The sequence below is a fragment of the Mesorhizobium sp. M7D.F.Ca.US.005.01.1.1 genome, from assembly GCF_003952545.1.
In the GTDB taxonomy this organism is placed as follows: Bacteria; Pseudomonadota; Alphaproteobacteria; order Rhizobiales; family Rhizobiaceae; genus Mesorhizobium; species Mesorhizobium loti.
Map to the genome: position 1 here is coordinate 4,069,813 of NZ_CP034453.1, position 22,369 is coordinate 4,092,181.

General features: G+C 62.1%; 19 protein-coding genes. 15 read left to right on the forward strand and 4 right to left on the reverse strand.

Going from position 1 to position 22,369, the window contains the following annotated elements:
• Positions 1-160: 160 nt before the first annotated feature.
• The 4 genes from glmS to EJ076_RS19470 all read left to right on the forward strand — a co-directional run bounded on the left by glmS (position 161) and on the right by EJ076_RS19470 (position 3,556).
• Positions 161-1,984: a glutamine--fructose-6-phosphate transaminase (isomerizing) gene (gene glmS, locus EJ076_RS19455; RefSeq protein WP_126068963.1), complete on the forward strand. Its 1,824-nt coding sequence runs from the start codon at positions 161-163 to the stop codon at positions 1,982-1,984.
• Positions 1,985-2,102: 118 nt separating this feature from the next.
• Positions 2,103-2,384, forward strand: coding sequence for a type II toxin-antitoxin system RelE/ParE family toxin (locus EJ076_RS19460; RefSeq protein WP_109669338.1), 282 nt, complete (start codon positions 2,103-2,105; stop codon positions 2,382-2,384).
• Between the two features lie 37 nt (positions 2,385-2,421).
• Positions 2,422-2,721, forward strand: a complete 300-nt coding sequence (locus EJ076_RS19465; RefSeq protein ID WP_126068964.1) for a HigA family addiction module antitoxin — start codon at positions 2,422-2,424, stop codon at positions 2,719-2,721.
• Between the two features lie 79 nt (positions 2,722-2,800).
• A complete protein-coding gene (locus EJ076_RS19470) occupies positions 2,801-3,556 on the forward strand; it encodes a DUF502 domain-containing protein (protein ID WP_126068965.1) in 756 nt (251 codons plus the stop codon).
• Here EJ076_RS19470 and recG read toward each other — a convergent pair.
• A complete protein-coding gene (gene recG / locus EJ076_RS19475) occupies positions 3,508-5,616 on the reverse strand; it encodes an ATP-dependent DNA helicase RecG (protein WP_126068966.1) in 2,109 nt (702 codons plus the stop codon). The genes EJ076_RS19470 and recG overlap by 49 nt on opposite strands.
• Positions 5,617-5,708: 92 nt before the next feature.
• Between recG and EJ076_RS19480 the strand changes: the two genes are divergently transcribed.
• The 3 genes from EJ076_RS19480 (at position 5,709) to EJ076_RS19490 (ending at position 11,072) form a co-directional block, all read left to right on the forward strand.
• Complete coding sequence (locus EJ076_RS19480; protein ID WP_109669329.1) at positions 5,709-5,996, forward strand: succinate dehydrogenase assembly factor 2; 288 nt, start codon at positions 5,709-5,711, stop codon at positions 5,994-5,996.
• A 13-nt stretch (positions 5,997-6,009) separates the two neighbouring features.
• The gene (gene mfd, locus EJ076_RS19485; RefSeq protein WP_109669327.1) at positions 6,010-9,507 is read left to right on the forward strand and encodes a transcription-repair coupling factor; all 3,498 of its coding nucleotides are present in this window, start codon (positions 6,010-6,012) and stop codon (positions 9,505-9,507) included.
• Positions 9,508-9,698: 191 nt separating this feature from the next.
• Entirely contained in the window at positions 9,699-11,072 is a 1,374-nt protein-coding gene (locus tag EJ076_RS19490; RefSeq protein ID WP_126068967.1) for a 3-deoxy-7-phosphoheptulonate synthase class II, read from the forward strand.
• A 114-nt stretch (positions 11,073-11,186) separates the two neighbouring features.
• Here EJ076_RS19490 and EJ076_RS19495 read toward each other — a convergent pair whose 3' ends face one another.
• A complete protein-coding gene (locus tag EJ076_RS19495; RefSeq protein ID WP_126068968.1) occupies positions 11,187-12,257 on the reverse strand; it encodes a diguanylate cyclase in 1,071 nt (356 codons plus the stop codon).
• A 416-nt stretch (positions 12,258-12,673) separates the two neighbouring features.
• Between EJ076_RS19495 and EJ076_RS19500 the strand changes: the two genes are divergently transcribed.
• The 3 genes from EJ076_RS19500 (at position 12,674) to EJ076_RS19510 (ending at position 14,159) form a co-directional block, all read left to right on the forward strand.
• Positions 12,674-13,090 (forward strand): GFA family protein, encoded by a 417-nt coding sequence (locus tag EJ076_RS19500; RefSeq protein ID WP_109669387.1) that lies wholly within the window; start codon positions 12,674-12,676, stop codon positions 13,088-13,090.
• 81 nt (positions 13,091-13,171) lie between these two features.
• Entirely contained in the window at positions 13,172-13,531 is a 360-nt protein-coding gene (locus EJ076_RS19505) for a diacylglycerol kinase (RefSeq protein ID WP_109669321.1), read from the forward strand.
• Between the two features lie 40 nt (positions 13,532-13,571).
• On the forward strand, positions 13,572-14,159 hold the full coding sequence (locus tag EJ076_RS19510) for a hemerythrin domain-containing protein (RefSeq protein WP_126068969.1): 588 nt from the start codon (positions 13,572-13,574) through the stop codon (positions 14,157-14,159).
• Between the two features lie 25 nt (positions 14,160-14,184).
• Here the strand turns inward: EJ076_RS19510 and EJ076_RS19515 are convergent, their stop codons facing one another.
• Positions 14,185-14,772, reverse strand: a complete 588-nt coding sequence (locus tag EJ076_RS19515; protein WP_126068970.1) for a DedA family protein — start codon at positions 14,770-14,772, stop codon at positions 14,185-14,187.
• Entirely contained in the window at positions 14,769-15,332 is a 564-nt protein-coding gene (locus tag EJ076_RS19520; RefSeq protein WP_126068971.1) for a DUF1003 domain-containing protein, read from the reverse strand. The genes EJ076_RS19515 and EJ076_RS19520 overlap by 4 nt, the downstream gene beginning before the upstream one ends.
• Before the next feature lie 93 nt (positions 15,333-15,425).
• Between EJ076_RS19520 and EJ076_RS19525 the strand changes: the two genes are divergently transcribed.
• The 5 genes from EJ076_RS19525 (at position 15,426) to EJ076_RS19545 (ending at position 22,069) form a co-directional block, all read left to right on the forward strand.
• Complete coding sequence (locus EJ076_RS19525) at positions 15,426-16,142, forward strand: DNA-3-methyladenine glycosylase I (RefSeq protein ID WP_109669312.1); 717 nt, start codon at positions 15,426-15,428, stop codon at positions 16,140-16,142.
• A gap of 128 nt (positions 16,143-16,270) precedes the next feature.
• On the forward strand, positions 16,271-17,959 hold the full coding sequence (locus EJ076_RS19530; protein WP_126068972.1) for an NAD+ synthase: 1,689 nt from the start codon (positions 16,271-16,273) through the stop codon (positions 17,957-17,959).
• Between the two features lie 36 nt (positions 17,960-17,995).
• On the forward strand, positions 17,996-18,406 hold the full coding sequence (locus EJ076_RS19535; protein WP_126068973.1) for a GNAT family N-acetyltransferase: 411 nt from the start codon (positions 17,996-17,998) through the stop codon (positions 18,404-18,406).
• A gap of 391 nt (positions 18,407-18,797) precedes the next feature.
• A complete protein-coding gene (locus tag EJ076_RS19540) occupies positions 18,798-20,603 on the forward strand; it encodes an ABC transporter ATP-binding protein (protein ID WP_109669385.1) in 1,806 nt (601 codons plus the stop codon).
• Between the two features lie 287 nt (positions 20,604-20,890).
• Positions 20,891-22,069 carry a hypothetical protein gene (locus tag EJ076_RS19545; protein WP_126068974.1) on the forward strand — a complete coding sequence of 393 codons (1,179 nt, stop codon included), beginning with the start codon at positions 20,891-20,893 and terminating at the stop codon, positions 22,067-22,069.
• Positions 22,070-22,369 lie beyond the last annotated feature (300 nt).

Genomic DNA, 22,369 nt, shown 5'->3' on the forward strand with positions numbered 1-22,369 from the left:
GCCGAACAATTTGGGTAACCCGATTGCAAGAGCGGTCTGTCATAGTGCATGCGTGCACAAATCGTTCCGTTATACGGGACGAAATGCAATGTGACTTTCGCGGCAGGCCGGCCATCCCTAAATAGCGCTGGTTTTCCACGGGGAATCGGGGACTGTCTGCATGTGCGGTATTGTTGGAATCGTCGGCCATTCGCAGGTTGCGCCGCTCATCGTCGATGCGCTGAAGCGGCTGGAATATCGCGGGTATGACTCGGCCGGCGTCGCCACTATCGAGCATGGTGAGCTTGGCCGCCGCCGCGCCGAAGGCAAGCTGATCAATCTCGAGCGCCGGCTCAAGGACGATCCACTCGCTGGCACGATCGGCATCGGTCACACACGCTGGGCGACGCATGGCGTGCCCAACGAGACCAATGCGCATCCGCATTTTTCCGACGGCGTCGCCATCGTCCACAACGGCATCATCGAGAATTTCGCCGAACTGCGCGACGAGCTGATCCGCGACGGCTATTCTTTCTCGTCGCAGACCGACACAGAAGTCGTCGCCCATCTGGTGGCGCGCGAACTGGCCAAGGGGCTGAAGCCGGTCGAGGCCGCGCACCAGGCGCTGAAGCGGCTGGAAGGCGCCTTCGCGCTGGCCATCATGTTCAAGGGCGACGAGGACCTGATCGTCGGTGCCCGCAATGGCCCGCCTTTGGCCGTCGGCCATGGCGATGGCGAGATGTTCCTGGGCTCCGACGCCATCGCGCTCGCCCCGTTCACCAATTCGATCACCTATCTCGAAGATGGCGACTGGGCGGTGGTGCGCCGCAACGGTGTTGAGATCTTCGATATCGACGGCAAAAAGGTCGACCGCAAGCGCCAGCAGTCGCTGTCGACCAGCTTCATGGTCGACAAGGGCAACCGGCGCCATTTCATGGAAAAGGAAATCCATGAGCAGCCCGAGGTGATCTCGCACACGCTGGCGAATTATCTGGATTTTGTCGGCGGCGTCTCCAAGCCGCTCGACCTGCCTTTCGATTTCGCAGAGATCAACCGGCTGGCGATTTCGGCCTGCGGTACGGCGTATCTCGCAGGCCTGATCGGCAAATACTGGTTCGAGCGCTACGCGCGGCTGCCGGTCGACATCGATGTCGCCTCCGAATTCCGCTACCGTGAAATGCCGTTGTCGAAGAATGATGCGGCCTTCTTCATCTCGCAATCGGGCGAGACCGCCGACACGCTGGCCTCGCTGCGCTACTGCCGCAAGGCGGGAATGAAGATCGGCGCGATCGTCAACGTGCGCGAATCGACCATGGCGCGCGAATCCGACGTGGTGCTGCCGACGCTGGCCGGGCCGGAGATCGGCGTTGCCTCCACCAAGGCCTTTACCTGTCAGCTTTCGGTCCTGGCATCGCTTGCGGTGCGCGCCGGCGTAGCCCGTGGCACGATCTCGAAGGAAGAGGAAAAGGCGCTGGTGCGCGCGCTTTCGGAAGCGCCGCGCTATGCCAACCAGGTGCTTAAGCTCGAAGAGCAGATCGAGCGGATCGCGCGCGAACTCTCGCGCTACAAGGACGTGCTCTATCTCGGCCGCGACACCAATTTCCCGCTGGCCATGGAAGGCGCGCTAAAACTCAAGGAAATCTCCTACATCCATGCCGAGGGCTATGCCGCGGGCGAGCTGAAGCATGGCCCGATCGCGCTGATCGACGAGAACATGCCGGTCATCGTCATCGCGCCGCACGACCGTATTTTCGAAAAGACCGTGTCGAACATGCAGGAAGTGGCGGCGCGTGGCGGCAAGATCATCCTGATCACCGACAGCAAGGGTGCAGCGCTGACCAGCGTCAAGACGATGGAGACGATCGTGCTGCCCGAGGTGCCGGAAATCATATCGCCGATCATCTACGCGCTGCCGATCCAGATGCTGGCCTATTTCACCGCCGTGTTCATGGGCACCGACGTCGACCAGCCGCGCAATCTGGCGAAATCGGTGACGGTGGAGTAGCTCTCGGCAAATCTCCATTTGCCACCGATCAACTGGTGGTAGGTTTGTATCCGCCGATGATACATTTTCTTGCGTGTCGATCTGTATCAATGTATGATACAATCGAGGGGGCGCGTTATTGATCGTTTCGTTCAAAGGCAAGGCGGTCGAAGCGGTTGCCGAGGGGAGGGCGCCAAAAGGCTTCCCACCGGACTTGGTTGCCCGTGGCGAACGTCGCCTTCGCGCAATTGCCAATGCTGCCCAACTGAATGACCTTCGATCGCCGCCCGGAAATCATCTTGAAGCCCTGAAAGGGAGCCGGGCCGGACAGCATTCAATTCGCATCAACGACCAGTGGCGCATCTGCTTCAGATGGACCGCTGCTGGGGCCGAAGACGTGGAGATCGTCGACTACCATTGAGCGGGCACTTGCCCTGAACCTTTGAGGACCCTGAACTATGCTCAAGTTCGCACGTCCAGTTCATCCTGGAGAATTCCTGCGTGAAGAATATCTCGTCCCGCTCGGCATGAGTGCAGGCGCGCTCGCGAAAAAGCTCAACCTTCCACGCACCCGTATCGAACGCATTGCCAAGGAGGAGATCGGCTTGACCCCTGATACGGCCCTGCGCCTTGCCCGGTATTTCAACACCACGCCTGAATTCTGGATGAATTTTCAGCAGGCCTATGAGCTTGAAACCGAAGCCAGGAAGCTGGCGCCGGAACTCGAGAAGATTGAACCGTTGGAAGCGGCGGCATAATCGACCTTTAAAAACTTCGCAGTTCCAATGCGCTCTCTGGTTCATTATGTTGCGCTGCAACCCGCGCGCCCGGTGAACCATGTCCGATGCTCCCAAGACCTCCGGCATGACCCGGCTGAGGAACTATTTCCTCACAGGTTTCGTCGTCTGCGCGCCTCTGGCGATCACTGCCTATATCGCTTGGTCGTTCATCGGCTGGGTCGATTCCTGGGTAAAACCCTATATTCCGGCCCGTTACAGCCCGGACTCCTATCTGCCGTTTCCGGTGCCGGGCTTCGGACTGATCGTTGCTCTGATCCTGATCACGCTTATCGGTTTCCTGACGGCCAACATTGTCGGCCGCGCCATCGTCAATTTCGGCGAGCGTCTGCTTGGCCGCATGCCACTGGTGCGTGGCATCTATGGCTCGCTGAAGCAGATTTTCGAGACCGTGCTGTCGAACAAGGGCGACATGTTCCGCCAGGTCGGGCTGGTCGAATATCCGCGCAAGGGCGTGTGGTCGCTGGTGTTTGTCGCCAGTGAGAAGGAAACTGAGATCAACCAGAAGCTCGATCAGGAAGGCGACCCGCTGATTGCGGTGTTCATGCCCTGCACGCCGAACCCGACCACTGGCTTTCTCATGTATGTGCCGAAGTCGGACATCGTACTGCTCGACATGACGATCGAGGACGGCGCCAAGCTCATCGTCTCGGCCGGGCTTGTGGCGCCCGAGGTCAAGCAGATGGTTGTCGTGAACGGCGAGCCGATCGAGGGAACGTTGGCCAATCCGTCGGTTGCCGCCTTGGCTCAGCCTGCGCGCAAGAGCCGCACGGCTTCGTCGCGCCCGAACAAGTAAAGCAGCAGGCGCAACGCCTCGCCACGCTCGGATTGCAGCTCCGGATCGCGTGACAGGACCAGCCTGGCATCGTCGCGGGCGGCCTCCAGAAGGTCGGCATGCGCCTCGATGCGCGCCACCTGGAAACCCGGCGTGCCGGACTGGCGGGTGCCCAGCAATTCGCCTTCACCACGCAGCTTCAGATCCTCTTCGGCGATCAGGAACCCGTCCTCGGTCTCGCGCATCACCGACAGCCGGCGTTTTGCGGTCTCGCCGAGCGGGTCCTTGTAGAGCAGTACGCAGGAGGAGGGCTTGTCACCGCGTCCGACCCGGCCGCGCAACTGGTGCAGTTGCGCGAGGCCGAAGCGCTCGGCATGCTCGATGACCATGACGGTGGCGTCCGGCACATCGACGCCGACCTCGATGACCGTGGTGGCGATCAGGATGCGTGTCTCGCCCTGCTTGAAGGCGCGCATCGCCTCGTCTTTCTCGGCGCCCTTCATGCGGCCATGGACGAGGCCGATGCGGTCGCCGAACAGCGGTTTCAGCGAGGCGAAACGGTCCTCGGCCGACATCAGCTTGATCTCTTCGGATTCTTCGACCAGCGGACATATCCAGTAGATCTTCTGGCCGCTGGCGACGGCGTCGACCATGCGGCCGACCAGTTCGTCCAGCCGTTCCAGCGGCAGCGTGACGGTGCGGATCGGCTGCCGGCCGGCCGGTTTTTCCGTCAGCTTTGATACGTCCATGTCGCCGAAGGCGGTCAGCACCAGCGTGCGCGGGATGGGGGTGGCCGTCATCACCAGCATGTCGGGCGCGTCGCCCTTGGCGGTGATGGCAAGCCGCTGGTGGACGCCGAAGCGGTGCTGCTCGTCGATGACGGCGAAGACCAGGTCGTGGAAGGTGACCGTGTCCTGGAACAGCGCGTGGGTGCCGATGACGATGTCGATCGCGCCGCTCGCCAGACCGGCCAGCGTGTCGGTGCGCTCGCGGCCCTTCTCGCGGCCGGTGAGGATGGCGATGCGCAGCCCGACCTTGGCGGCAAGCGGCGCGATCGTCGCCAGATGCTGGCGCGCCAGAATCTCGGTCGGCGCCATCAAGGCGGCCTGGCCGCCGGCCTCGACCGCACGCCCCATGGCCAGCAGCGCAACGACCGTCTTGCCGGAACCGACATCGCCCTGCAGAAGCCGCAGCATGCGCTCGGGATCGGCAAGGTCGGCATTGATTTCGGCCAGCGCAAACTCCTGGCTTGATGTCAGCGAATAGGGCAGGGCCTCGCGCAGCTTTTCAACGATGCTGCCGTCGCCGACCAGGGGACGCCCGGACAGGCGGCGGACTTTTGCCCGCACCAGCGCCAGCGAGACCTGGCCCGCCAGCAACTCGTCATAGGCGAGGCGCCGCCAGGCGGCACCATCGACAGAGACATCGATCGGATCGGCCGGATTGTGGATGCGGGCGAGCGCATCGCCAAAGGCCGCAAAGGTGTGCCGGCGCATGAAGGCACCATCCTGCCATTCGGGAAATTCAGGCACGCGCGCCAGCGCCTGGCCGATCGCCCGGCGCAGCACCTTGCCCGAGAGTCCTGCGGTGAGGGGATAGACCGGTTCGACCAGCGGCAGGTTTTCCGCCTCGCTGGCGAGCGCAATATGGTCGGGGTGGACCATGCTCGGGCGACCGTTGAACCATTCCATGCGGCCGGAGACCACGACATGCTCGCCCTCGGGCATCGCCTTTTCGAGATAGGAAGCGTGAGCATGGAAGAAGGTCAGCGCGATCTCGCCGGTGTCGTCATGGGCGTAGACGCGGTAGGGCACCGACCTGTTGCCGCGCGGCGGCGGCTGGTGGCGGTCGATGCGCACCTCGAGCGTGACGATCTGGCCTTCCGCGGATCCTGCGATGCCCGGCCGGCTGCGGCGGTCGATGACGGTGTGCGGCAGCACGAACAGAAGGTCGCCCGCGCGCGCCGCACGATCGCCGAGATCGGCGGCGACGACTTTCTCGATCAACGCGCCAACCTTCGGTCCGACGCCGGCAAGCGAGGTGATCGGAACAAACAGCGGATCGAGGATGGAAGGACGCATGATGTCAGCTTATGTCGCGACGGCTACAGCGCAAGGCTGACAGCACCTTCTATCCACGCTATATGCGCCGCAGCAAGTGAGGATGCGGCACAATGACCGGAACGACGAGATCAAGCGAGGGGCTGGACGCCCACCGCCGCAAGCTTCTGTTTCGCTCCTGGCATCGCGGCATGCGCGAGATGGACCTGATCCTCGGCACTTTCGCCGATGCTGAGATCGGTACCTTGACCGGCGAGGAAATCGACCAATATGAGAGGCTCCTCGACATTCCCGACACCGAATTCCTGCCCATGGTCACCGGCGAACGCCCGGTCCCGGCCGATATCGATTGTGCCGTCCTGCAAAAGATCCTGGCTTTCCGCCACTCCATGACATTTTGAGCGACCTGATTTCATGAGCCTCATTCCCATCATCGGCCTGCCGAAAGGCCGTGCCGGCCAGTTCATTGTCGACGGCGTCGCCGACGGCTACGAAGCCTTTGCGCTGGTGCAGGCGGCACTCGAGATCGCGCCCGACAAGCCGGTTCTGTTCGTGGCACGCGACGGCCAGCGCCTGCCGGCGATCATCGAGGCGCTGTCCTTCGCGGCGCCCGGCCTTCCCGTGCTGGAGCTGCCGGCCTGGGATTGCCTGCCCTACGACCGCGTCTCCCCCGGTTCGGACGCCGCCGCCAAACGCCTCGACGCGCTGACGGCCATGATCGCGCTGGCGAAAAAGCCGCACCGCGCCGTCATTCTCACCACCGCCAATGCACTGTTGCAGCGGATTCCACCGGCCGAACTGGTCGAGGCACAGACTTTTCATGCCAGGCCCGGCAACCAGATCAACATGAACGTGCTGGTGTCGCGACTGGAAACGTCTGGTTTCGAGCGCGTGCCAACCGTTCGCGGTATCGGTGAATTCGCGGTGCGCGGCGGTATTCTCGACCTGTTCGCGCCCGGCTGGACCGAAGCGCTCAGGCTCGACTTCTTCGGCGACACGCTGGAATCGGTCCGCATCTTCGATGCCGCCACCCAGCGCACCACGGGCCAGCGCAAGTCGATGGCCCTGCAGGCGATGAGTGAAGTGGCGCTGACGCCGGAAACCATCAGCCGCTTCCGCCGCTCCTATATCGGAGCTTTTGGCGCGCCACAGCGCGATGACGGGCTCTACGCGGCGGTCAGCGAAGGGCGTCGCTTCGCCGGCATGGAGCACTGGCTGCCGTTCTTCTACGAGCGGCTGGAAACCGTATTCGACTATTTGCCTGATACACCTGTCATTTTCGACCATCTGGCGCATGAGGCGCTGGCCGAGCGCCACACGCTGATCCTCGACCACTACGAGGCACGCAGGAAGCAGGCCGACGGTGCGCTGAAGGACGCCGTACCCTACAAGCCGGTGCCGCCGGACCTGCTCTATCTCTCGCCGGAAAATCTGATCGCCTCGCTCGGGCCGCGCGAAGCGATCGATTTCACGCCGTTCGACGCGCCCGACGCCGGCTCGAAAAAAGTCTACCACGCCGGTTCGCGCCATGGCCGCAGCTTCGTCGAGGAACGCGCCGACCCCAGCATCAATGTCTTCGATGTCGTCGTCAAACACATCGCCGACGAGCGCGCGGCGCGCCGCCGCATTGTCATTGCCGGCTGGACCGAAGGCTCGCTCGACCGGCTTGGCCAGATCCTTGCCGAACATCATCTCGGCAACCTCAAGCAGGTCGCGACGCTGGCGGAAGCCGAACAACTCGAACCGGGTCAGGCGGCCTTGGCCGTGCTGCCGCTCGAATCCGGCTTCGAGACCGAAAAACTGGTCGTCGTCGCCGAACAGGACATTCTCGGCGACCGGTTGATCCGACGCTCGAAGCGCAAGAAGCGTCCCTCGGATTTCATTGCAGAGGCCTCGGCGCTGTCGGCCGGCGACATCGTCGTCCACGCCGACCACGGCATTGGCCGCTTCATCGGCCTGCGTACGATCGAAGCGGTCGGCGCGCCGCATGACTGCCTGGAAATCCACTATGCCGGCGACGACCGGCTATTCCTGCCGGTGGAAAACATCGAGCTTCTGTCGCGCTACGGTTCTGACACAGCCGAGGCGACGCTGGACAAGCTTGGCGGTAGCGCCTGGCAGTCGCGCAAGGCGCGGCTGAAGAAGCGCCTGCTCGACATGGCCGGGCAGCTGATCCGGATCGCCGCCGAGCGGCAGATGCGCTCCGCACCGCCACTAGTGCCGGCCGAAGGCCTCTATGGCGAGTTCGCTGCGCGCTTCCCCTATGAAGAGACCGACGACCAGCAGACCGCGATCGACTCGGTGCGGGACGATCTTGCCGCCGGCAAGCCGATGGACCGGCTGATCTGCGGCGATGTCGGTTTCGGCAAGACCGAAGTGGCGCTGCGCGCCGCCTTCATCGCGGCGATGGAGGGTTTTCAGGTCGCGGTGGTGGTGCCGACGACGCTGTTGTCGCGCCAGCATTTCAAGACATTCTCACAGCGCTTTTCTGGCCTGCCGATCCGCGTCGGCCAGGCATCGCGGCTGGTCGGCGCCAAGGAGCTGGCCGAAACCAAGAAGGGCATCGCCGAAGGGCAGGTCGATATCGTTATCGGCACCCACGCGCTGCTTGGTTCCGCGATCTCGTTCAAGAATCTCGGCCTTTTGATCATCGACGAGGAGCAGCATTTTGGCGTCAAGCACAAGGAACGGCTGAAGGATCTGAAGACCGACGTGCACGTGCTGACGCTGTCGGCGACGCCGATCCCGCGCACGCTGCAACTGGCGTTGACCGGGGTCCGCGAGCTGTCTCTGATCGCCACGCCGCCGGTCGACCGCATGGCGGTGCGCACCTTCATCTCGCCCTTCGATCCGCTTGTCATTCGCGAGACGCTGCTGCGCGAGCGCTATCGCGGCGGGCATTCCTTCTATGTCGTTCCGCGTATCAGCGATCTGGCGGAAATCCATGATTTCCTGAGAGAATCCGTGCCTGAGCTGAAGGTGGCGGTGGCCCATGGCCAGATGCCGCCGGGTGAACTCGACGACATCATGAATGCCTTCTACGACGGCCAGTACGATGTGCTGCTGTCGACAACGATCGTCGAATCCGGGCTCGACATCCCGACCGCCAACACGCTGATCATCCATCGCGCCGACATGTTCGGCCTGTCGCAGCTCTACCAGCTGCGCGGCCGCGTCGGCCGCTCGAAGGTGCGCGCCTATGCGCTGTTCACGCTGCCGGCCAACCGCAAGCTGACCGACACCGCCGAGCGGAGGCTCAAGGTGCTGCAATCGCTCGACACGCTGGGCGCCGGCTTCCAGCTGGCCAGCCACGACCTCGATATAAGAGGCGCCGGCAATCTTCTCGGCGAAGAACAGTCCGGCCACATCAAGGAGGTCGGCTTCGAGCTCTACCAGCAGATGCTGGAAGAGGCGGTCGCCGAGGTGAAGGATTCCGGCGAAGTGCAGGATGGCGGCTGGTCGCCGCAGATCGCCGTCGGCACGGCGGTGATGATCCCGGAGAGCTATGTGCCGGACCTGCAGCTCAGGCTGGCGCTTTATCGCCGTCTCGGCGATCTCGAAAACACCGAGGAAATCGATGCTTTCGGCGCCGAGCTGATCGACCGCTTTGGCCCGCTGCCGGAAGAGGTCAAGCATCTCCTCAAGATCGTCTTCATCAAGGCGCTCTGCCGCAAAGCCAATGTCGAGAAGCTCGACGCCGGGCCGAAGGGCGTTGTTATCCATTTCCGCAAGCGCGAATTCTCCAACCCGGTCGGGCTGGTCCGGTTCATCGGCGAGCAGGGCTCGTTGGCCAAGATCCGGCCGGACCACAGCGTCGTGTTCGTGCGCGACTGGCCGACGGCCGAAAAGCGGCTGGCGGGTTCGGCGGTGGTGATGACCCAACTGGCACGGCTGGTGGAGAAGGCTGCCTAGCGCAGCCGGCACATTCGCCAGCGCTTGAATTCCGGTCTAGAATAGGAAATCGGCTTCGTGTATGGAGCCGCGATCCCCTATGGGGCGGATTGGCGGGCGATGGCGCCCATTTGTTTGTTTGACGCAATTCCAGACGGAAAACCGTTTCACGCTTTTCCTGGAATTGCTCGGAAAGAGCGTTGGGTGCAGCGATGACGAAATGGTCGCCGAATTCGTGGAGAGCAATGCCGATCAAGCAGGTTCCTGCCTATCCGGACCTTGCCGCGCTGAAGAGCACGGAGGCCCAGCTCGCAACCTTTCCGCCGCTGGTTTTTGCAGGAGAGGCGCGCAAGCTGAAGAAGCAGCTCGCGGCTGTCGCTGCCGGTGACGCGTTCCTTCTCCAGGGTGGCGATTGCGCCGAGAGCTTCGCCGAGCATGGCGCGGACAACATCCGCGACTTCTTCCGCGTCTTCCTGCAGATGTCGGTGGTGCTCACCTTCGCCGGCGCGCAGCCGGTGGTGAAGGTCGGCCGCGTTGCCGGCCAGTTCGCCAAGCCGCGCTCGTCCGACAACGAGACCAAGGGCGGGGTGACGCTGCCCAGCTATCGCGGCGACATCATCAACGGCATCGAATTCGACGCCAAGTCGCGCATTCCAGATCCTGCCCGCCAGGAAATGGCGTACCGCCAGTCGGCGGCAACGCTCAACCTGCTGCGCGCCTTCGCGCAGGGCGGGTATGCCAGCCTGGAGAATGTGCACCGCTGGATGCTCGGCTTCGTGTCCGATAGTCCGCAGGGCGAGAAGTACGAATCGCTCGCCAACCGCATCACCGAGACGATGGACTTCATGAAGGCCGTCGGCATCACCTCGGAAACCAACTACGCGCTGCGCGAGACCGATTTCTACACCAGCCATGAGGCGCTGCTGCTCGGCTACGAGGAGGCGCTGACCCGCGTCGATTCGACCTCCGGTGACTGGTACGCCACCTCAGGCCACATGATCTGGATCGGCGACCGTACCCGCCAGCCCGACCATGCGCATGTCGAATATTGCCGTGGCATCAAGAATCCGCTTGGCCTGAAATGCGGCCCGTCGCTGACGCCGGACGGGCTGCTGGAGCTTATCGACCTGCTCAACCCCGAAAACGAGCCCGGCCGGCTGACGCTGATCGCCCGCTTCGGCTCCGACAAGGTCGCCGACCACCTGCCGAAGCTAGTTCGCGCGGTGCAGAAGGAAGGCCGCTCCGTGGTGTGGTCGTCGGACCCGATGCACGGCAACACGATCGAGGCCGCAGGCTACAAGACGCGGCCGTTCGACCGCATCCTAAAGGAGGTGCAGACCTTCTTCGAGGTGCACCGCGCCGAAGGCACACATCCGGGCGGCATCCATGTCGAGATGACCGGCAAGAACGTCACCGAATGCACCGGGGGCGCGCGCGCCATCACGGCCGAGGAGTTGCAGGATCGCTATCACACCCATTGCGATCCGCGCCTCAACGCCGATCAGGCGATCGAACTGGCGTTCCTGGTCTCGGATCTGTTGAAGAAGAGCCACCCGGTGCAGCATAAGCAGGCCGTCAACGGTTGATCCGGCCACTTCAATTTGATCAATAAGGCGTCTTGGAAACTTGGCGCCTTTTTCATTTTCAGCCGATAGTTTGTGCCTACGCCCGTGCTGGCGCGATCGGCAAAATAGAAGGCTTCAGTCCTTCTTGTAGAGCAGCCAGCTCTTGCCGGCCCGGCCAGCCATCGTCGAGTGCTTGGTGACGCGGTTGCGGCCGCTGACCTTCGAGCGATAGAGCGCCCGGTCGGCCTTGGTGTAGAGATCCTCCGGCCCCTCGGCCTCGGATGCCATGCAGATGCCCATCGAGACGGTGACGGTGCCGTAATTCGTGCCGGTCTGGCTGCTGGTGAACGGCGTCTGCTCGATCAGGGCGCGAATGCGCTCGGCGATCTCATAGGTGGCGTCCTCGCTGGCGCCCTCGATGATCAGCGCGAACTCCTCGCCGCCGGTGCGGGCGACGAACATGTCGCCGCGAATGCTGGTCTGCAAGATGTCGGCGATGATCTGGATGATCTTGTCGCCGACCGGGTGGCCGTAGCGGTCGTTGATGTCCTTGAAGCGATCAATGTCGGCAAGGACCAAGGCGTTGAACAGGATACCCTTGTTGCTGTTGTAGATCCTGGTGATTTCCTTGTCGAAGGCGCGGCGATTCCAGATGTGGGTCAAGGGATCGGTGTCGGCCAGCCGCTTGTACTCTTCGAGCTTCGACTTGACGCTCTCCAGTTCGGCCGTCTTGTCGCTGAGCGTCGAGGCCACCTGCCGGCCGTGATCGATCGTCGAATTGGTGGCAATCGCCATGGCGTTGGCGATCTTCTGCAAAAGATCCTGAGAGAGAAGGCTGCGGCCGCTGAGGCCGCTCGATGTCTCATCGAGGATTCTGCCGTATTTCTCGATGTGGCTGCGCTCGCTCCTCAACAGCGAAGCGACTTCCTCGAGCTCCCTGGCAATGACGTCTCTGGCACGCTCGACAATGCTGGGGCCATGATTGTGGGCAAAGAAAGTGCGTCCGATCTGATCCAGTTCATCCTGTGTCGGCCGGCTGCTCAGCGAAACGACGGCGAGGCTGAGTTCGCGATTGGTGCCGCTCAGGGCCTCGTAGAAGATCTCGTAGTTGCGCGGCAGGCCGAGCACGCCCAGCTGGCGCATTGTGGCAACAGCGGTGGCTGCGATGTCAGTGCTTCGTTCGGTCGGGAGAGCTGCCGGCTGCATTTTTGGTTCTTCCCCTCGGATCCCACCGCAGAATTCGCGGGTTCCCTGTGTCGCCGACCTGGGGAATGCGACAGGCACTTCAGAACAATTTACGAAGGATGCGCCCCCACCCGCGACCTTCGCTTGCCGTGACCATAAATGCGCTGGCGCTAAAGTTTCCTTAATTTGTAAAAAAACGGACACGTCTTTCTCTACCTGCGGCTGTAGAAGCTTCAATTCGGGCATAACAATCCATACCGACGCCAGTTTGGTGGCTTTGAATCGGAAATTCGCGCATTGCGCTCTTAAAAATGGAACTGAATTTCGGATTTGCCGCGCCAATACATGTCGCATTTGCTTGCGTGTGGGCGCCGCAAAGCTGGAATCCTGATGGCGATGCTGATGCCAGTCAGAGTTTTCTTCAAGGAGGGGTCGACGTGAGTGATAGTCACCGGGGATCGTGTCTGTGCGGAGCGGTTCGCTTCAAAACGCACGGAGCGCTGCGCGGCGTCGTCTATTGTCATTGCTCGCAATGCCGCAAGCAGAGCGGACATTTCTATGCCGCGACCAATGTTGCCAACGCCGACATCGTGATCGAAGGCACGGAAAGCATCACCTGGTACGAAGCGTCAGCCTTCGCCAGGCGCGGGTTTTGCAAGACATGCGGGTCGGTCCTGTTCTGGAAGCCGCGAGACCAGGACTACATTTCAGTCATGGCGGGATCGTTCGACAGGCCGACAAGTCTCGAGGGAGAATGCCATATCTTTGTCGGTGACAAGGGCGACTATTATTCGATCGGCGACGGGCTGCCGCAGTTTGAAAAGTCGACGCCGTCCATCCCGGTCGCGGAATGAATCTTGGACAAGTCACCTTATTCCATTGATCTGGCCAGCCATTGCATTATCCCGTGCCGGTGATTCGGAAAGGGGTTTGGCATGCAGCGGCTGATCGACGCTTATTTCAATTCGGTGCGGGCGTTTCGCAAACTGGCCGTCAGCGAAAAGGCTTTCCAGCAGGAGCTGATGCTGCTGGCGCTGGCCTTGCCGCTCGGCTGGTTCGTTTCGATTTCGTGGCGCGGCTATGCCTTGCTCATCGGTGCGGTGCTGCTCTTGATCATGGTCGAAGTGTTGAACACCGGGATCGAGGCGGCCTGCGACGCCTTCAGCCGCGAGTTCAACGTTGACATCCAGCTGGCCAAGGACTGCGGTTCGCTGGCGGTACTGATTTCGGTGCTCATCGTCGCCGGCGTCTGGGGCATCGCCATCATCGAGCGGATCACCGGCCTACCGATCTAGGATCCCAGTTCCTATATGACGGTTACCAAAGGAAACTGTCATGACCGAGGCCACCAACTTTCTGCTTCTCGAACGCGTGGGCCTGCCGGACGATCTGCGCTGGCTCGTCGAAAAATACCCGCGTGAAAACTGGCAGGACCATGCCAACATCCATGGCATCGCCAATATGTGGCTGCAGCGGCACGACATGTTCCGCGAACTTGGCGGCATGCTGACCAATGGCATTGGCGACTACCGCGAGGGCAAGCTGACAGCGCCCGACTTCGCGCGCTGGTTCGCGCCGCGCCTCAATCATTTTCTCGGCAATCTCGACGGTCACCACAATGTCGAGGACTACCAATATTTCCCGGTCTTCGCCAAGGCCGAGCCCCGTTTGAAGCGCGGCTTCGAGATCCTCGATGCCGACCACCACATCATCCATGAAGGGCTGGAGCGCAATGCCGAGGCTGCCAATGCCTTCATCAAGACGCTTCAGGAGAGCGAGGACAGACAGCGGTTCGCCGCCGACGCTTATGCCGACGAAAACAGCCGGCTGATCGCCATGCTGACCCGGCATCTTGCCGACGAGGAAGACCTGATCATCCCGCTGATCCTCGATCGGGGTGATGTGGCGCTCGGCGTAGCCTAGGACGTCCCTGGACGGCCTGCCCAGATCAGCTCTCCTTGGCGCGCTCCTTCTTGGCGATGTGACGTGCGACGAACCAGGCAAGGATCGCCACGGTCAGGCCGATGCCTAGCCCGACGAGCAATCGCTCGTGACGCATCAAAGCCTGGCCGACGAAGTGTTCCGCGCCCAGTCCAAAGACATAACCGATCGTGCCGAACAGCACCGCCCAGATCGCCGATGAGATGGCGTTGAGGACGACGAAGCGCGGCGCAGGGATATTGGAAAGTCCGGCCGCGATGCCGCCGACCAAGCGCATGCCGTAGACGTAGCGGTTCGACAGCACGAAAATGTTGGGGTGGGTATTGAGCAGACGGTAGGCGCGGCGAAAGCCGGGCCGCGTGCGCAACCTTACGACATAGCGATGGTCGGCAAAGCTTCGTCCAAGGATGAAGAAGAAAGTGTCGCCGATGAAGGCGCCGAGGCCAGCCGCAAGGAAGGCGTGCCACAAGACGAAGACCTGCTGGTGGGCGAAGAAGCCGCCGAGGATTGCGGCACTTTCACCCTCCGCGAGGCAGCCGATGAAGACGGCAAGCAGTCCATACTGTTCGATGAAATGATGGATGGCCTGCGTCATGAGGGTTGGGTCTGGGGGGTGAGCCGTTCGTCAATTCGCTTCAGCTGTTCGGCTATCTGCGCGATCTCGTCGCGCATGCCGATGATCTGGCTGTGGCGCAGCTCGTCCAGCTTTTCGTGCAGCGCCATGATCTCGATCTCGGCCTTCAAATTGACCTCGTAGTCGTGGGCGGCATCGATGCGGTCGCGCGCCGCCTGGCGGTTCTGCGACATCATGATCACCGGCGCCTGCAAGGCGGCGATCATCGAAAGCACGAGGTTGAGGAAGATGAAGGGGTAGGGGTCGAACGACTCTCGCCCCAGCAGCCACCAATTGGCGCCGATCCAGAGGATCAGGAAGGCGATGAAGGACAGGATGAACGTCCACGAACCGCCGACGCGCGCAATGGCGTCGGCGACACGGTCGCCCGCGCCCTGAAGGCCGGCAAGACTGTCGTTGATGTCCTGCGATATGGGCTTGCGGTCGACGGTGCTCTGCAGCACCCGCCTCTCAAGCTCGCTCAAATTCTCCGGGTTTCGCCTCAGCCAGCGATTGGCCAGTTCGGGCACGGTCTTGTTCATGGATGTCTCCATACAATGCATCGGCTTGGCAGCCTGGTTTCCATATAGGAAGATGCCGGTTCGTCAAAAGCACGACGTGAGGATGCAAGCAGAATGCCCGATTTCAAGAAAATCCGCGCACGCGCTGCAAAACGCAAAGGCGGCGAGGAGGAACTGACGTCACTGCTGGGTCCGGTGCCCGACAATGCCGCCGTGGCTGACATTGCGGACAATCGCATTCTGTCTGTTATGGCCGAGCGCGTCTTTGCCGCCGGTTTCGTCTGGCGCGTCATCGAACAGAAATGGCCAGGCTTCGAAGAGGCATTCCTGCGTTTCGAGCCGAAGCGGCTGTTGTTCCAGCCCGATGATTTCTGGCACGATCTGGCTTCCGATCAGCGCATCGTGCGCAATCCGCAGAAGATCAAATCCGTTCGCGACAATGCTGCCTTCGTCGAGCGCGTGTCGAAGGAGCACGGCGGCTTCGGCGAATTCCTCGCCAACTGGCCGGCTGATGATCAGGTCGGGCTGATGGCTTACCTCGGCAAGCATGGCAGCCGGCTCGGCGGCAACACCGGCCAGTATTTTCTGCGCTGGCTGGGTTGGGATGCCTTCGTCATTTCGGGCGATATGTCCGCGGCTCTGCGCGACGCCGGCCTCGACATCGCCGAAAGCCCGACCTCGAAGAAGGACCTGGACAAGATCCAGAGGCAAATCAATCAATGGGCGGCGGAGACGCGTCTGCCGCGCCGGCATATTTCACGCATCCTGGCGATGTCGATCGGCGAGAACCATTCGCCGCAAGCGTTGCGCGAATATATGGGCGACGACTGATACAAGGCTGTCTGGCCACGAATGACATTAGTCATTCGGTCGGGGCACGATTGACGTACGTCAATCGTCCGAAGTGGTCCAAACGAACGCCATTGCCCGGCGAAATTTGCCGCGCTAAGTCAGCAGACATGACCAAGAAACTCGACATCCTGCGCATCGCCGTTGCCCAGCTCAATCCGACTGTCGGCGACATTGCCGGCAACCTCGCCAAGGCCCGCGAGGCGCGGGCGGATGCCGCCCGCCAGGGCGCCGATCTCGTGCTCTACACCGAGCTTTTCCTCGCCGGCTATCCGCCGGAGGATCTGGTGCTGAAGCCGGCCTTCCTGAAAGCCTGCGAAAAGGCGGCCGAAGACTTCGCCAGAGATACCGCCGATGGCGGGCCGGGCGTCATCATCGGCACGCCGCTGAAGCGCAAGAGCGGCACGCACAATTCGATCGTCTTCGCCGATGGCGGCAAGATCATTGCCGAGCGCTACAAGCTCGATCTGCCGAACTACGGCGAGTTCGACGAGAAGCGCGTCTTCCAGGCCGGACCGGAGATCCAGGGACCGGTCAATTTCCGCGGCGTACGCATCGGGATTCCGATCTGCGAGGACATCTGGGGCGACGTCGACATCTGCGAGACGCTGGCCGAAAGCGGGGCGGAAATCCTGCTGGTGCCGAACGGCTCGCCCTATTATCGCGCCAAGATCGATGTCCGCCACCAGGTCGTCATCCGCCAGGTCATCGAATGCGGGCTGCCGATGATCTATGCCAACCAGCTTGGCGGTCAGGACGAGCTGATCTTTGACGGCGCCTCGTTTGCCATAGGGTCTGACAAGACACTTGCCTTCCAGATGAGCCAGTTCGAGGAAGCAGTCGACGTCACCACCTGGAAGCGTCAAGGCGAAGGCTGGGTCTGCTCGGAAGGGCCGATGTCGAAAATCCCGGAACGGGAGGAAGCCGACTATCGCGCCTGCATGCTGGGCCTGCGCGACTACGTCAACAAGAACGGTTTCAAGAACGTCGTGCTTGGTCTTTCGGGCGGCATCGATTCGGCGATCTGCGCAGCGCTTGCCGTCGATGCGCTCGGCGAGGAACGGCTGCGCGCGGTGATGATGCCCTACCGTTATACCTCGAAGGACTCGCTGAAGGATGCCGAGGATTGCGCCCGTGCGCTCGGCTGCCGCTATGACATCGTGCCGATCTTCGAACCAGTCGAAGGGTTCCTGCACGCACTGACGCAGATGTTCGAAGGCACCAAGGAAGGCATTACCGAGGAGAATCTGCAGAGCCGCGCGCGCGGCACCATCCTGATGGCGATCTCCAACAAGTTCGGCTCGATGGTCGTCACCACCGGCAACAAGAGCGAGATGTCGGTCGGCTATGCCACGCTCTATGGCGACATGAATGGCGGCTTCAATCCAATCAAGGACCTCTACAAGATGCAGGTCTACGCGCTGTCGCGCTGGCGCAACAGCCACGTGCCGCCGGGCGCACTTGGGCCCTCGGGCGAGGTGATCCCGAAGAACATCATCGACAAGGCGCCGTCGGCGGAATTGCGCGAGAACCAGACCGATCAGGATTCGCTGCCGCCCTATCCGGTGCTGGACGATATCCTTGAATGCCTGGTCGAAAACGAGATGGGCGTCGACGACATCGTCGCGCGCGGCCATGACCGGGCGACGGTGACGCGCATCGAACACCTGCTCTACATCGCCGAATACAAGCGCCGGCAGGCAGCACCCGGTGTGAAGATCACCAAAAAGAATTTCGGCCGCGACCGCCGCTATCCCATCACCAACCGTTTCAGGGATCGGCTGGACACTGTTTCCTGACCGAAAGTTCGCGCCATGCCGCAGGCAAGGGTAGCCATGCCCGACTGTGAAATCAGCTTCGACATGTCACGGATCGACTTCCGTGCGACATCCGACCTGCTGATGGCGAGCTATTGGGGCGCCGGGCGCAGTGACGAAGTCCATCACCGCGCCTTTGCCAATTCGCTTTGCGTCGGCGCTTACATCGATGGCAAGCAAGTCGGCTTCGGCCGGGCGATCACGGACCGCACCGTGTTCGCCTATCTCGCCGACATCATCGTCTGGCCCGAGCATCGCGGGCAGGGCATCGGCAGCCGGCTCGTCCAGGCCCTTATCGATCATCCTGAAGTCAGGACTGTTTTCCACTGGAGCCTGTCGACCAGCGACGCCCATGGTTTGTATGAAAAGCTTGGATTCAAGCCATCGACCGATGGCCGTTACATGCGGTTCGATCGCGATCCCGGATGAAGCGGCGCGCGGCGATGGTTTGCCGCATTGTTGCAAAATAATCGCAGTGGTTGGACCAGATACACTTTTGGCGTGAGTTGATCTTGGCGATGCATCGGGGCGTCTTTATAAGGACCTTTCCGCGATTCATTTGCGGGAGGTCCGAATGGCAGTATTTCAAATGGTAATGCGAGGCCGCGAAGCCTAGGTCTCATCCGGCGCTCCGCGAGGGTTTTGTCCTCGCAGTGATGCCGGATCGAGCACAGGCTTATGCCGATGCCGGTCGCCGCCCGATTACGGGCGAGACGCCAAATATGCCACTCCGCTTTCTGGGCACTCATTAGCCCCTTGCGCGGCTTCTTCAATTTTCGACCTTTACTGGGATCGGGCTCGTTTGCGCCCGAATGACATCATGGCTCGTTTCAAGATCGATTTGCGCGCGAGCGCCTTTCGCAGCGTTCTTGGCTTCACGTTCACCCATTGGCGGCGCCAGCCGTGGCGGCTTTCGCTCATCATGGGCGGCTTCCTGCTGTCGACGCTGGCCGACGTTTTGACGCCGCTCTATTCCGGCCGGCTGGTCGACGCCGTCGCCAGCAGTGCCGGCGCCGACACGATTGCCTGGAATGCCGCGATGGCGGCGTTTTCGATGCTGATGGCCCTGGCATTGACCGGCGTCGTGCTGCGCAACCTTGCTTTCATGGGGATCGTCGAGCTGACGCTGAAGATGATGGCGGACATTGCCGCCGATGCTTTCCATCGCGTCCAGCGCTTTTCCACCGACTGGCATGCCAACAGCTTTGCCGGCTCGACCGTGCGCAAGGTGACGCGCGGCATGTGGGCGCTGGACCTGCTCAACGACACCATCCTCATCGCGCTGCTGCCGTCCGTGGTCATGCTGGTCGGCTCGACGCTGCTGCTGGGCTGGTTCTGGCCGCTGATGGGCGCGGTCGTCGCCGCCGGTTCGGTGCTGTTCATCATGGTGACGGCGATGCTGTCGCTTGGCTATGTCGCACCGGCGGCAAGGCTCGCCAACACCTGGGACACGCGCCTCGGCGGCTCGCTGGCCGACGCGGTCAGCTGCAACGCCGTGGTCAAAGGCTTTGGCGCCGAGGAGCGCGAGGAGCGCCGCCTCGCCAAGGTCGTCGCCAAATGGCGTGCGCGCACGCGCCGCACCTGGGTGCGCGGCACCATCAACGGCACCACGCAAGGGGCGCTGCTGCTGGTCATGCGCGCGGCGGTGATTGGCCTGGCGCTGATGCTATGGTCGTGGGGGCAGGCGAGCGCCGGCGACGTCGCCTTCGTGCTGACCTCGTTCTTCGTGCTGCAAGGCTATCTCAGGGATATCGGCACGCATATCCGCAATCTGCAGCGCTCGATCAACGACATGGAGGAACTGGTCGATTTCCAGTCCGAACCGCTCGGCATCGAGGACCGGCCCGGCGCCAAGCCGATCCGGATCACCGAAGGACGGATCAGCTTCGACAACGTCACCTTTCACTACGGCAATCACCGATCGGCGCTCTATCGTAACTTTTCGGTCGATATCGCGCCGGGTGAACGTGTCGGGCTGGTCGGCCATTCGGGTTCGGGCAAGACGACTTTCGTCAAGCTCATCCAGCGGCTCTATGACGTGAATGCGGGGAAGATCCTGGTCGATGGCCAGGACATATCGCAGGTGGCGCAAGCGTCGCTGCGCGGGCAGATCGCCATCGTCCAGCAGGAGCCGATCCTGTTCCACCGGTCGCTGGCCGAGAACATCGCCTATAGCAGGCCGAGTGCCACGCAGGAGGAGATCGAGCATGCCGCAAAGCTGGCGAGCGCGCATGATTTCATCACCAACCTGCCGAAGGGCTACGGCACGCTGGTCGGCGAACGCGGCGTGAAACTGTCGGGCGGCGAGCGGCAGCGCGTGGCGATCGCGCGCGCGTTCCTTGCCGATGCGCGCATCCTGATCCTCGATGAGGCGACATCGAGCCTCGATTCGGAATCGGAGGTGCTGATCCAGCAGGCGATGGAGCGGCTGATGGTCGGCCGCACGACGCTGGTCATCGCGCACCGGCTATCGACGGTGCGGGCGCTCGACAGGCTGCTGGTCTTCGATCGCGGCAAGATCGTCGAGGAAGGCTCGCATGACGAACTCATCCGGCTGAAGGGCGGTATCTACCGCCGCCTGTTCGAGCGTCAGGCGCTGGAGCTGACCAAGGGACTTGTCAGCTGACCTGAGGTGGCCTCCGGCTTCGGCGGCCGGAGGCCACCTCTATCAGGCGTTGTCAGCAGTGCGGGGTGGCGCAGGGCGGAGCCGAACCTGTTGCGAGTACATCGGCAGACCTGAGACGTCCGAAGTCCCTGTCGCTCAGCGTATGCAGGCCGAGCCAATCTGCCAGTGAAGTCCTTTTCCAGACCTTGAGTTTTTGAGACGCCTGTTCATCATACCGATCGAGATATGTTGTTTCTACCTTTGGTTGATATATATGTTAATAAAGCAACCCAGGGACGCTCTTCACGATGCATGTTGTTTCCGCAAATGCCGGTCCGGGAAAGGTGGTTGCGCCGTCGGTGCTGGAATCGCATGGCTCTGTTCGGCCGCTCGCTGCCGAAGATCTCGAGAGCGTCGCCGCACTCTTCCTGACCAAGTTTCGCCGGCGGCGGCGTCATCTCCTCGATCGCGCGATCGCGGAGACGGCCGACTATATGAGAGAGATCTATCTTGACCCTGCCGGCCAGTCCGGTGCGAGCAACGCTCTTGTCCAGGTCAACCGGCAAGGTCGTCTGGGTGGGTTCCTCGGCGTCCTGAAAGCCCGCTACGAGCTCAACGGAGCGGCATTGAATGCGGCGATCATCGGTCCGCTCATGGCCGACGCCGGCACCGATGACGGCTCGGCCGGGCCGCAATTGCTGCGTGCCTTGCACCAAGGCGAATTCGATCTGCAGCTGACCGATTCGGCCAACAGGACATCTTTGGCCTTCGCGCGCCCGATGAAGTATCAGCTCCTGCCGGTGCATTGTCTGGGATGGACCTGTATTTTCCGACCGGCCGCGATGGCCGCCGCTGCACTGCACCGTAAGTGGCCCGGCCTGCCTCGCTTGGCGCTCGATCCCTGCGCGAGGGCATTCGATGCTCTTGCGATAAGAAGGTTCGAGCGCCCCGTCCAGGTTTTATCGTCGCAACGGGTCCACCGTGAGCCGATCGATGCCGCGCAATTTGCCGAGCGGCTGCCGACCCTCCTGTCCGATTACTCTCTTCGGCCGAGCTGGAAGGATGGCGAACTGCCACGGCTGCTCGCGCTGGCGGCTGAGAAACGGGCCGACGGCCCACTTCATTTCGGTGGAACTTACGACGAAACGGGCAAAATGCTCGGTTGTTATGCCTTCTACGGTCAAGCCGGCGACATCGCGAGCCTGTTGCAAATCCAGGCGTCCGGATCTCACTGGCGCGCGACGCTGGATGGCCTTATCGCGGCCGCGTGGGATATGGGCTGCGTGGGCATCACCGGGCAGACGCAGAGCAGATTCATGCCTCAACTCTTCGGCTACAAGAATCTCTTCTTCCGCTATGCCGGAGGAACGATGGTCCGCTCGCGAATCGCTGAGGTCACGGAAGCGGTCCGCGCCGGTGACATCTTTATCGGTGGGGTGATGGGTGACCGCTGGACTCGCCTCAGTTCCGATGACTTCGGCCGCTGATCGCCTTAACGACCTGTTCGCCGGCTCCGCCGGCTGGCTGCACTCGGTCATGGCGGGCGCCGCCAGACTGGCCGCCGCCTAAAGCGCGTCGCGTTTGAACGGATTCAGGCGACGCGCTTTAGGTCTTTGTTTCTTATGCATGTCGTTTTCCCAAAACCGAGATCACGTTTGGACGACATGCATTAAGCGCCGCCTGAGGCGCACGCCGCCCGGTCTTTTCATTCCAGCCGCCATGTTCTATGTCTGCCGGACAGCGCGGGGGCGCGTCTTGTCAATCACAAAAGCATCCGGTACGCCCCG

Excerpts from the sequence above, each read along its gene's own strand:
- glmS (WP_126068963.1), top strand. The coding sequence starts at position 161 with ATGTGCGGTATTGTTGGAATCGTCGGCCATTCGCAGGTTGCGCCGCTC.
- EJ076_RS19465 (WP_126068964.1), top strand. The coding sequence starts at position 2,422 with ATGCTCAAGTTCGCACGTCCAGTTCATCCTGGAGAATTCCTGCGTGAA.
- EJ076_RS19470 (WP_126068965.1), top strand. The coding sequence starts at position 2,801 with ATGTCCGATGCTCCCAAGACCTCCGGCATGACCCGGCTGAGGAACTAT.
- recG (WP_126068966.1), bottom strand. The coding sequence starts at position 5,616 with ATGCGTCCTTCCATCCTCGATCCGCTGTTTGTTCCGATCACCTCGCTT.
- EJ076_RS19480 (WP_109669329.1), top strand. The coding sequence starts at position 5,709 with ATGACCGGAACGACGAGATCAAGCGAGGGGCTGGACGCCCACCGCCGC.
- mfd (WP_109669327.1), top strand. The coding sequence starts at position 6,010 with ATGAGCCTCATTCCCATCATCGGCCTGCCGAAAGGCCGTGCCGGCCAG.
- EJ076_RS19490 (WP_126068967.1), top strand. The coding sequence starts at position 9,699 with ATGACGAAATGGTCGCCGAATTCGTGGAGAGCAATGCCGATCAAGCAG.
- EJ076_RS19495 (WP_126068968.1), bottom strand. The coding sequence starts at position 12,257 with ATGCAGCCGGCAGCTCTCCCGACCGAACGAAGCACTGACATCGCAGCC.
- EJ076_RS19505 (WP_109669321.1), top strand. The coding sequence starts at position 13,172 with ATGCAGCGGCTGATCGACGCTTATTTCAATTCGGTGCGGGCGTTTCGC.
- EJ076_RS19510 (WP_126068969.1), top strand. The coding sequence starts at position 13,572 with ATGACCGAGGCCACCAACTTTCTGCTTCTCGAACGCGTGGGCCTGCCG.
- EJ076_RS19515 (WP_126068970.1), bottom strand. The coding sequence starts at position 14,772 with ATGACGCAGGCCATCCATCATTTCATCGAACAGTATGGACTGCTTGCC.
- EJ076_RS19520 (WP_126068971.1), bottom strand. The coding sequence starts at position 15,332 with ATGAACAAGACCGTGCCCGAACTGGCCAATCGCTGGCTGAGGCGAAAC.
- EJ076_RS19525 (WP_109669312.1), top strand. The coding sequence starts at position 15,426 with ATGCCCGATTTCAAGAAAATCCGCGCACGCGCTGCAAAACGCAAAGGC.
- EJ076_RS19530 (WP_126068972.1), top strand. The coding sequence starts at position 16,271 with ATGACCAAGAAACTCGACATCCTGCGCATCGCCGTTGCCCAGCTCAAT.
- EJ076_RS19535 (WP_126068973.1), top strand. The coding sequence starts at position 17,996 with ATGCCCGACTGTGAAATCAGCTTCGACATGTCACGGATCGACTTCCGT.
- EJ076_RS19540 (WP_109669385.1), top strand. The coding sequence starts at position 18,798 with ATGGCTCGTTTCAAGATCGATTTGCGCGCGAGCGCCTTTCGCAGCGTT.
- EJ076_RS19545 (WP_126068974.1), top strand. The coding sequence starts at position 20,891 with ATGCATGTTGTTTCCGCAAATGCCGGTCCGGGAAAGGTGGTTGCGCCG.